The 8,593-nt window shown below is 62.9% G+C and carries 11 protein-coding genes and 3 tRNA genes; 6 read left to right on the top strand and 8 right to left on the bottom strand.

Annotated elements, in window-relative coordinates; genetic code table 11:
• The coding region (locus NGM99_RS03000) for a GTP-binding protein (protein WP_252815864.1) at positions 1 to 123 on the bottom strand (123 nt) is incomplete at its 3' end.
• A gap of 251 nt (positions 124 to 374) precedes the next feature.
• On the opposite strand from NGM99_RS03000, the gene NGM99_RS02995 reads away from it, so the two are divergent.
• Positions 375 to 1,118 carry a sulfotransferase family 2 domain-containing protein gene (locus NGM99_RS02995; RefSeq protein WP_252815780.1) on the top strand — a complete coding sequence of 248 codons (744 nt, stop codon included), beginning with the start codon at positions 375 to 377 and terminating at the stop codon, positions 1,116 to 1,118.
• An 85-nt stretch (positions 1,119 to 1,203) separates the two neighbouring features.
• Here the strand turns inward: NGM99_RS02995 and NGM99_RS02990 are convergent.
• Positions 1,204 to 1,277: transfer RNA gene (locus NGM99_RS02990), tRNA-Gly, on the bottom strand.
• 53 nt (positions 1,278 to 1,330) lie between these two features.
• Positions 1,331 to 1,415: transfer RNA gene (locus tag NGM99_RS02985), tRNA-Tyr, on the bottom strand.
• Positions 1,416 to 1,576: 161 nt separating this feature from the next.
• On the opposite strand from NGM99_RS02985, the gene NGM99_RS02980 reads away from it, so the two are divergent.
• Positions 1,577 to 2,419 carry a TrmH family RNA methyltransferase gene (locus NGM99_RS02980; protein WP_252815778.1) on the top strand — a complete coding sequence of 281 codons (843 nt, stop codon included), beginning with the start codon at positions 1,577 to 1,579 and terminating at the stop codon, positions 2,417 to 2,419.
• On the opposite strand, the gene NGM99_RS02975 is transcribed toward NGM99_RS02980, so the two are convergent.
• Positions 2,416 to 2,583 carry a hypothetical protein gene (locus NGM99_RS02975; RefSeq protein WP_252815776.1) on the bottom strand — a complete coding sequence of 56 codons (168 nt, stop codon included), beginning with the start codon at positions 2,581 to 2,583 and terminating at the stop codon, positions 2,416 to 2,418. The two genes, NGM99_RS02980 and NGM99_RS02975, sit on opposite strands and share 4 nt — an antisense overlap.
• A 93-nt stretch (positions 2,584 to 2,676) precedes the next feature.
• Between NGM99_RS02975 and NGM99_RS02970 the strand changes: the two genes are divergently transcribed.
• The 3 genes from NGM99_RS02970 (at position 2,677) to NGM99_RS02960 (ending at position 5,403) form a co-directional block, all read left to right on the top strand.
• Positions 2,677 to 2,752, top strand: a tRNA-Thr gene (locus tag NGM99_RS02970).
• Positions 2,753 to 2,867: 115 nt separating this feature from the next.
• A complete protein-coding gene (locus NGM99_RS02965; RefSeq protein ID WP_252815774.1) occupies positions 2,868 to 3,635 on the top strand; it encodes an NAD kinase in 768 nt (255 codons plus the stop codon).
• 265 nt (positions 3,636 to 3,900) lie between these two features.
• Positions 3,901 to 5,403 carry a DEAD/DEAH box helicase gene (locus NGM99_RS02960; protein WP_252815862.1) on the top strand — a complete coding sequence of 501 codons (1,503 nt, stop codon included), beginning with the start codon at positions 3,901 to 3,903 and terminating at the stop codon, positions 5,401 to 5,403.
• Here the strand turns inward: NGM99_RS02960 and NGM99_RS02955 are convergent.
• Entirely contained in the window at positions 5,400 to 5,741 is a 342-nt protein-coding gene (locus NGM99_RS02955) for a TfoX/Sxy family protein (RefSeq protein ID WP_252815773.1), read from the bottom strand. The two genes, NGM99_RS02960 and NGM99_RS02955, sit on opposite strands and share 4 nt — an antisense overlap.
• A gap of 61 nt (positions 5,742 to 5,802) precedes the next feature.
• Here NGM99_RS02955 and NGM99_RS02950 point away from each other — a divergent pair, with 61 nt between their 5' ends.
• Positions 5,803 to 6,300 carry a GFA family protein gene (locus NGM99_RS02950; protein WP_252815771.1) on the top strand — a complete coding sequence of 166 codons (498 nt, stop codon included), beginning with the start codon at positions 5,803 to 5,805 and terminating at the stop codon, positions 6,298 to 6,300.
• A 111-nt stretch (positions 6,301 to 6,411) separates the two neighbouring features.
• On the opposite strand, the gene sufA is transcribed toward NGM99_RS02950, so the two are convergent.
• The 3 genes from sufA to NGM99_RS02935 all read right to left on the bottom strand — a co-directional run bounded on the left by sufA (position 6,412) and on the right by NGM99_RS02935 (position 8,575).
• Positions 6,412 to 6,795 (bottom strand): Fe-S cluster assembly scaffold SufA, encoded by a 384-nt coding sequence (sufA, locus tag NGM99_RS02945; protein ID WP_252815768.1) that lies wholly within the window; start codon positions 6,793 to 6,795, stop codon positions 6,412 to 6,414.
• A 107-nt stretch (positions 6,796 to 6,902) separates the two neighbouring features.
• Positions 6,903 to 7,316, bottom strand: a complete 414-nt coding sequence (locus NGM99_RS02940; protein ID WP_252815766.1) for an SUF system Fe-S cluster assembly protein — start codon at positions 7,314 to 7,316, stop codon at positions 6,903 to 6,905.
• Positions 7,317 to 7,321: 5 nt separating this feature from the next.
• Positions 7,322 to 8,575: a cysteine desulfurase gene (locus NGM99_RS02935; protein WP_252815765.1), complete on the bottom strand. Its 1,254-nt coding sequence runs from the start codon at positions 8,573 to 8,575 to the stop codon at positions 7,322 to 7,324.
• Positions 8,576 to 8,593: the final 18 nt, after the last annotated feature.

The raw sequence follows: 8,593 nt of genomic DNA, 5'->3' as shown, positions 1-8,593 counted from the left end.
CGCCTTGAACTCACCGAAATACTTCGTGATCGCAGCCGTCAACGACGTCTTGCCATGGTCAACATGGCCAATCGTGCCAATGTTCACATGCGGCTTCGTCCGCTCGAATTTACCCTTTGCCATTCTTTCTTTCCTGTCAGGATCCAGTCTGCCGCGATCGGAAGGCTGCTCGCGAATGCGAGGCCGATTAGCGGCTGACGAGCAAAAACACAACCGCGTCGTGCCCGCTCCGTCCGCACCTACGTAGTGCTTCGCCACGCGTCACGCCAACTTGTCGCGCATTTCGCGCGCTTTCGAGCAATTACGCTTGCCAATAAGCCCGAATAGTAGAAATGATTTCTCATTCATGCGGCTTGTGAGGCACAAGACAGCACGTGATCCTGTCGCACCGCCATCGATTCATTTTCGTGCATGTGCCTAAAAACGCAGGCACTTCCGTCACGACGTTCCTCGCGCCCCACCTCGGGCCCTTCGATCTCATGCTTGGCTCCCGCGCAGAGGCACGTGCCAGAGGCGTGAAACCGAACCTCCGTTCGACCCTGACCGTTCTGCGGGAGCGCTCGCCCGTCAGCGTGGTCCGGGCGCTCGTCAAACAGCGGAACCTCGACAGCCTGAACAATGCCGCCATCCGACGACGCTATAAAGACCGCCTTGCGGACCATTCCAGCGCGACGCAGATAGCGGCCTTCGATCCCGGAGCATGGCAAGACTATTTTTCGTTCTGCGTCGTGCGCAATCCGTTTGAGCGCGTCGTTTCCATCTACAACTGGCGGTATCGTGCCGCCCGGGAACGGCCGACTTTCTCGGCGATGCTTCGGATGCTCGCGGACGGTCGGGGCGATGCCGAGCACATCGATTGGCGTTCATGGGATATGTATACCGAGAACGATCGAATCATCGTGGACTTCGTGCTGCGGCAGGAAAAGCTGGAAGATGATCTCGATACCGTCTGCGAACGACTTTCCCTGCCCACCAACTCGGGTCGGCTCACGCGGGAAAAGTCGAACAACCCGGCAAAGATCGATCTGACGAGCTACTACCAGCCCGGTGACAAGGTTCTCGTCGAGAGGATCTACCAGCGAGAGATCGATCATTTCGGCTATCGCTTCCCGAACTGAAGCGCGCATCTGGAGATGACTCGTCGGGAAAGCAGAGAAAGGTCCGACCATTCGGGGTAACGCCTGCAAACGTCGGCATGCGGTTTGGAGCGGGTAGCGGGAATCGAACCCGCGTATTCAGCTTGGAAGGCTGCTGCTCTACCATTGAGCTATACCCGCGCCTCAGGCCAGGCATGTCCGTTTTTCCGTTGCGTCCCCGGTTCGTGCAGCGATGGTGGAGAGGGTTGGATTCGAACCAACGTAGGCTGAGCCAACGGATTTACAGTCCGTCCCCTTTAACCACTCGGGCACCTCTCCAAATTCAGCCGCGAAAGCCGAGGAAGCAAGGCATCCTGCCGCGTTCGGGGTACCAGTCCCCGGCGCGACGTGGGGCCTTATGACGACCGCTCGAACCGCTGTCAACCGCGCTTCGTGAAAGCTTTGGTGGCAATTTCCTATCGTGCGGTTATAGCACCTCCATGAGCGACAAAACCCGCACACCCAAGGATGCCCATTACGCCCGCCTGCGCCGCGCTCATCGCGACCCGGCAGCGCACGCGGCTGCACAGCGATCGAAGCCGGCAACCCCGGGTGAGGCGGTCAGCGAGGGCCTCGTGCGGCTCCACGGGCTGCACACGGTGCGCGCCGCGCTGGACAACCCGCGCCGGACGATTCGCCGCATGTGGGCGACCCGCAACGCGCTGGAACGGCTCGACCTGCCCCCTGAACCCGAACTGCCTTTCGCCTTCGAGCTCGTCGAACCCCGCGCGCTCGACCGCATAACGGGAAGCGATGCCGTGCATCAGGGCGTGGTCATCGAGGCCGAGCCGTTGCGCCCCAAGCGCCTCGACGCGTTAGGCGACGCGACGCTCGTTCTCGTGCTCGATCAGGTGACCGACCCGCACAATGTGGGCGCCATTCTCCGTTCGGCCGTGGCTTTCGCGGCCTCGGCCGTCATCACCACGTCGCGACACAGCCCGGAAGAAGGCGGCGTGCTTGCCAAAGCCGCGTCCGGCGCGCTGGAGCATATCGACCTCATCGAAGTGCGGAACCTCGCCGAGGCGCTCGAAACGCTGAACGATTCAGGCTTCCAGACGGTCGGTCTCGATTCGGAAGGCCCGGCCGAAATGGAAGCGTCGCTCGATGGTGAACGCATCGCGCTGGTGCTGGGCGCCGAAGGCAAGGGCCTGCGCCAGAAAACGCGCCAAACGGTTTCCACCCTCGCCCGCCTCGATATGCCGGGCGCCATCCGTTCGCTCAACGTGTCGAATGCGGCCGCGATCTCGCTTTATGTGGCGCGGGCCTATCTGCGAAAGGGCTAGCCCATTCCCGTCAAATCGCGAAGCCAGAACGCCAGCGCCACGAACCCGGCCGCGAAAGCCACCCCACGCCAGTCGATCTCGCGGTTCAATGTCCAGCGCCAGGCCGCGATGCCCAAGACCCAGACGACGAGCACCAGAAGCCCGAGAAACACGAACCCAATCATCCAAGCCTCCTTCAGCCTCTCTCATCTGGGAACGCGTCGCCTCACTTGCGACACTTGCCTCACGCCCCAGATGTGCTAACGCGTCTTCGCATTGCCCTTGTAGCTCAGCTGGTAGAGCAGCGGTTTTGTAAACCGAAGGTCGCGGGTTCGATTCCTGCCGGGGGCACCACATTCTTCCGCTTGCATTATCGCGCTCAATCAAAGCAGTTTGGCAAAGCAGTTCGGTGCCTGCCTGCGGCGTCGCGGGCATGGGGAGATGAGATTTCCAGCATGAGAATTCATTCGTGACGATCGCACGCATCGCGTTCGTGTCTTCCGACGCGCCCGACGCAAGGGCGGCGGCGGCGGAGCTCGTCGCCGTTTACGGCCAAACGCCTGTTGCTGAAGCCGAGGCCATCGTTGCGCTCGGCGGCGACGGGTTCCTCCTTCAGACGCTGCGTGAAACACTCGGCAGGAACCGGCCCGTCTTCGGCATGAACCGTGGCACGGTCGGCTTCCTGATGAACGAATTCCGCATCGAAGGCCTGCCCGAGCGAATCGTCCATGCCGCGAAGGAGGTCATCCGACCGCTGGAGATGACCGCCGAAACCGTGTGGGGCGATCACGTTCATGCGCTTGCCATCAACGAGGTCTCGCTGCTGCGCCAATCCTATCAGGCGGCCAAGGTTTCGATCTCGGTGGACGGCCAGGTTCGCCTCGACGAGCTGATCTGCGACGGCGTGATGGTGGCGACCCCTGCCGGCTCGACCGCCTACAACTTTTCCGCCCAGGGCCCCATCCTGCCGCTCGACGCGCCGCTTCTGGCGCTGACCCCGGTCAGCCCGTTCCGTCCCCGGCGCTGGCGCGGTGCGCTTCTGCCCAACCATGTCACCGTGCGCTTCGACATTCTCGAAGAGCCGAAACGGCCGGTGAACGCGGTCGCCGACCACACGGAGGTAAAGTCTGTCACGGCGGTGACGATCCACGCTTCGCGCGAGATCACCGGCACGCTGCTCTTCGATGCCAGTCACTCATGGGACGAACGGATTCTGTCCGAGCAGTTCCGTTACTGAGCGAATCTACGGAGCGAATCACGCGAGTGTGCGGGTGTTTGGCTGTGCAAAACCGGTCAAACCATTGACACCGCGACGTTTTGCCCGTAACCGGCGCCTCTAGATGCGCGGGCGCGGGATTAGCGGTCGCGCGGACGCACATCGCGCTCCCGTGGCTAAAGCCAGAAGACATCAGCTCTTGTCAGAACACGTCCTGGAAGAAACCCTCTCGCCCGAAGCCACAGCTTCCGAGGCGAATCCCTCCGAAACTGCCGCCCCCGAAGCCGTGCGCTTCGCCGATCTCGGCCTGTCCGACAAGGTCCTCTCGGCGGTGACCGATGCCGGCTACACGACGCCTACGCCGATCCAGGCCGGCGCCATTCCGCACGCGCTGGAAGGCAAGGATGTGCTCGGCATCGCCCAGACGGGCACCGGCAAGACCGCTTCCTTCGTGTTGCCGATGCTCACGCGCCTCGAAAAGGGCCGTGCGCGGGCGCGCATGCCGCGTACGCTGATCCTCGAGCCCACGCGCGAACTCGCAGCGCAGGTCGAAGAAAACTTCGTCAAATACGGCAAGAACCACCGCCTCAACATCGCGCTGCTGATCGGCGGCGTGTCCTTCGAGGACCAGGAGCGCAAGCTGGAGCGCGGCGCGGATGTGTTGATCGCGACGCCCGGCCGCCTGCTCGATCACTTCGAACGCGGCAAGCTGCTGCTGACCGGCGTCGAGATCCTCGTCATCGACGAAGCCGACCGCATGCTCGACATGGGCTTCATCCCGGACATCGAGCGCATCTGCAAGCTGATCCCCTTCACGCGGCAGACGCTGTTCTTCTCGGCCACCATGCCGCCCGAGATCACCAAGCTTACCGAGCAGTTCCTTCATGCCCCGGTGCGCGTGGAAGTCGCCAAGGCGTCCTCGACCTCGGCCACCATCGAACAGTTCCTGGTGAAGTCCGGCTCGAAGCCCTGGGAAAAGCGTGATGTGCTGCGTCGCCTCATTCGCGAGCAGGAAGACACGCTCAAGAACGCGATCATCTTCTGCAACCGCAAGGTGGACGTGTCCGAACTGTTCCGCTCGCTGGTGAAGCACGAGTTCGACGCCGGCGCGCTGCATGGCGACATGGACCAGCGCGCCCGCATGACGATGCTGGCCAATTTCCGCGAGGGCAAGCTCAAGCTGCTGGTGGCGTCCGATGTCGCCGCGCGCGGCCTCGACATTCCCGATGTCAGCCACGTCTTCAACTTCGACGTGCCGATCCATGCCGAGGATTACGTCCACCGCATCGGCCGCACGGGCCGCGCGGGGCGTCTCGGCAAGTCCTTCACCATCGCGACGCGCTCCGACACGAAATATGTCGATGCTATCGAAAAGCTGATCGGCCGCCAGATTCCGTGGCTCGACGGCGACCTCTCGACCGTCACCGAAAGTGAGGGCGAGAGCCATGGTCGTGGCCGTGGCGGGCGCGAGCGCTCGGGCGGCCGTCGCGAGCGCGGCGGACGGGGTGGACGCGGGGCCGAGAAGCGTGCCGAGCGTCCCGTGGAACTCATCGAGACGGTCGAGGCCGACGAGCAGCCGGTGGAAGAGCGCCGCAACCGCTCGCAGGCGATCCGCGAGCGCAACGAGGAACATCGGGGTCGTCCGCAGCAGGACCGCCCTCAACATGATCGCAACGAGCAGCGCCCGCGTGATCGTTCGCGCGACCGCTATCGCAGCGACGACGAGCCTTCGCCCATCGGCTTCGGCGACGATGTGCCCGCCTTCATGAACATCGCGATCCGGCTCTAGACGTCCGGACCGCGCTTCGCCTGTTCGGCGCGCAGAGCGGCTGAGAACGCCTCGCGCGCCCAGGACGTGAGACCGTCGCGGTCTTCGAGCACATCGACCGGCGCGCTCCAATAGGGCATGGCGACTGGCTTCCCCTTGCTGTTCTGGTAGGTCCAGCGCGCCGCGCCTTCGCGTTCCCACTCCGGCGCGTTCAGTTCATCGCCCTTGAGCATCAGTTCATCGCGCAGAACGAGCGCGAAGATCAGACCGTCGCGATAGATGCCCTTGCCGCCGAACATGCGGCGGATGCTGACTGGCCCGAACGCCTCGAACAGTTCGCGTATCGTCTCGTCGTCCATCCATCCTCTCCGCAACCCGGCCAGCAAGCTTCGCGTTGGGCAGGCTGTCAAGGAGAGAGCCATGCCCCAAACGCTCAAAGGGTCCTGCCGCTGCGGCGCCGTGCATTTCACGGTCGCGAGCCACACGCCCGTTCCCTATCAGCTCTGCTACTGCTCGATCTGCCGCAAGCAGCAGGGCGGCGGAGGCTATGCCATCAATCTCGGTGCCGACGCGCGCACGCTGAAGATCGAGGGCGAGGAGCATCTCGGCCTGTTTCGCGCGGCGATCGAGGATGACGAGCATGAAACTTGCGAAGTCTCATCCGGCGAGCGGCGCTTTTGCAGGGAATGCGGCTCGGCCCTTTGGCTCTACGATCCCAGCTGGCCGGATCTGGTGCATCCGTTCGCCTCGGCCATCGACAGCGATCTGCCCAAGTCCCCGGTGAAGACGCATCTGATGCTGAAATACAAAGCAAGCTGGGTAGAGCCGAATTTGGCGGAAGGCGACCTGACCTTCGAGCTTTATCCCGAGGAATCGATCGAGGATTGGCACAAGCGGCATGGCTTGTGGGTGGAGTAGGTTGTCCTAATGGGCCTCGACACCGAATCCTGAAAGAACGCAGCTCGTTTCGACGTCACCAGCACCCCGTCCTCAGCAAGCCAGCTCCGAAAGGAGCGACCTGCTGGAAACTCAAGCCGCCTGCGACCGTGCCTCGGCCAGCGCCTTCAGATCCGCCGGCTTCAACTCCACCGACTCGCCACACCCGCAAGCCGAGCTCTGGTTCGGGTTGCGGAACGTGAAGCCCGTGCGCAGCGTGGTCACCTCGAAGTCCATCTCGGTGCCGAGCAGATAGAGCGCGGCTTCCGGCGCCACCCAAACATGCGCGCCGTCGCGCTCGACGTGATCATCCTTGGCGCTCGGGTCCGTCACGAGATCGATCGTGTATTCCATCCCCGCGCAGCCGCCCTTCTTGATGCCCACGCGAATGCCTTGCGCATCATCGCGGTTCTCGACGATTTCGCGCACGCGCGATGCGGCGGCGTCCGTCAGGGAGATGACGGTGAAACGACCCATGAGTTCGGCTCCATGCTCGGCAGGTTCAAAAGCCTGCGGACGGATAATGTTCAAAAGGAAGATGGGCTGAATCGCCCGATCTTACAAGACAAGAGGCGTCTGGCGGCTCAGTACCAGCCGACCGCAACCTGCGCTTCTTCCGACATGCGGTCGGGCGTCCAGGGCGGGTCGAACACCATCGAGACATCGACATGGCCGACGCCCTCGACCGCACCCACCGCATCCTGCACCCAGCCCGGCATCTCGCCGGCGACCGGGCAGCCCGGTGCAGTCAAGGTCATGTCGATCTTGACCGTGCGGTCGTCCTCGATGTCGATCTTGTAGATCAGTCCGAGCTCGTAGATGTCCGCTGGAATTTCCGGGTCGTAGACAGTCTTGAGCGCGCCCACGATGTCGTCGGTGAGACGCGCCAATTCTTCCTGAGGGATGGCAGAGGCCGAGAATACCGGCTTGCTTCCCTCAACATCGGGCGCAGCCGCTTCGATCTCAGCGTCAGCCGGTTTAGATGCTTGGTCTTCCATGGTCATCACCCGAAGAACTTGCGCGCCTTTTCGAGCGCTTCTGCGAGCGCATCGACTTCGGCCCGCGTGTTATACATGGCAAACGAGGCGCGGCAGGTCGAGGTCACGCCGTAGCGCTGCAGCAAAGGCTGCGCGCAATGCGTGCCGGCACGCACCGCGACGCCCGAGCGGTCGATCACCATCGCCACATCGTGGGAATGGATGCCCTGCAGCTCGAACGCGATGATGGCGCCCTTCTCCTTGGCATCGCCGAAGATGCGCAGCGAGTTGATCGAGCGCAGCCGCTCATGGGCATAATCCTTGAGCATGCCCTCATGGGCCGCAGCCTCCGCGCGGCCCACGCTCTCCATGTAATCGAGCGCATGACCCAAGCCGATCGCCTGCACGATCGGCGGCGTGCCCGCCTCGAAGCGATGCGGCGGGTCGTTATAGGTGACGCTGTCTTCCGTCACCTCGAAAATCATCTCGCCGCCGCCCTGAAACGGACGCATCCGCTCCAGCATTTCCTTGCGGCCATAAAGCACGCCGATGCCGGACGGCCCGTAGAGCTTGTGGCCGGTCATCACGAAGAAATCGCAACCCAGATCAGCCACGTCGATCGGCATATGCACCGCACTCTGGCTGCCATCGACCAGCACCGGAATGCCGCGCTCATGCGCGATGCGGCAGATGTCCTTGATCGGCGTGATCGTGCCGAGCATGTTCGACATATGCGTGATGGCGACGAGCTTGGTCCGCTCGGAGAGACGCTTTTCGAACTCTTCGATGTGGAAGTTGCCTTCCTCGTCTACCGGCACCCAGCCGAGCTTCGCACCCTGCCGCTCGCGGATGAAATGCCACGGCACGATGTTGGAATGGTGCTCCATGACCGAAAGAACGATCTCGTCGCCCTCACCGATGTGAGGCATGCCATAGCCGTAGGCGACCGTGTTGATGGCCTCCGTCGAGGACTTGGTGAAGACGATCTCGTCCACGCTGCCCGCATTCAGAAAGCGGCGAACCTTTTCGCGCGCGCCCTCATAGGCATCCGTCGCCACGTTCGACAGGAAATGCAGCCCGCGATGCACATTGGCATATTCGTTGGAATAGGCGTGCGCGATGGCGTCGATCACAGCCTGTGGTTTCTGCGACGACGCCGCATTGTCGAGATAGACCAGCGGCTTGCCATAGACTTCGCGCGACAGGATCGGGAAATCCCGCCGCACGGCCTCGACGTCGAATGCGGGGGCGGGTTTCAAAGAGACTGTTTGAGAATTCATCGGCTGAGGACCAGCGAG

It is taken from the genome of Mesorhizobium liriopis, from assembly GCF_024053505.1.
Lineage (GTDB): Bacteria > Pseudomonadota > Alphaproteobacteria > Rhizobiales > Rhizobiaceae > Mesorhizobium_B > Mesorhizobium_B liriopis.
The sequence above is the reverse complement of the archived record's forward strand: the minus strand, read 5'-3'. Positions and strand labels throughout refer to the sequence as shown.

Bases quoted from the DNA above. Each gene is read 5' to 3' on its own strand.
- NGM99_RS02935 (WP_252815765.1), bottom strand. From the start codon at position 8,575: ATGAATTCTCAAACAGTCTCTTTGAAACCCGCCCCCGCATTCGACGTC.
- NGM99_RS02955 (WP_252815773.1), bottom strand. From the start codon at position 5,741: ATGGACGACGAGACGATACGCGAACTGTTCGAGGCGTTCGGGCCAGTC.
- NGM99_RS02940 (WP_252815766.1), bottom strand. From the start codon at position 7,316: ATGGAAGACCAAGCATCTAAACCGGCTGACGCTGAGATCGAAGCGGCT.
- NGM99_RS02950 (WP_252815771.1), top strand. From the start codon at position 5,803: ATGCCCCAAACGCTCAAAGGGTCCTGCCGCTGCGGCGCCGTGCATTTC.
- sufA (WP_252815768.1), bottom strand. From the start codon at position 6,795: ATGGGTCGTTTCACCGTCATCTCCCTGACGGACGCCGCCGCATCGCGC.
- NGM99_RS02975 (WP_252815776.1), bottom strand. From the start codon at position 2,583: ATGATTGGGTTCGTGTTTCTCGGGCTTCTGGTGCTCGTCGTCTGGGTC.
- NGM99_RS02980 (WP_252815778.1), top strand. From the start codon at position 1,577: ATGAGCGACAAAACCCGCACACCCAAGGATGCCCATTACGCCCGCCTG.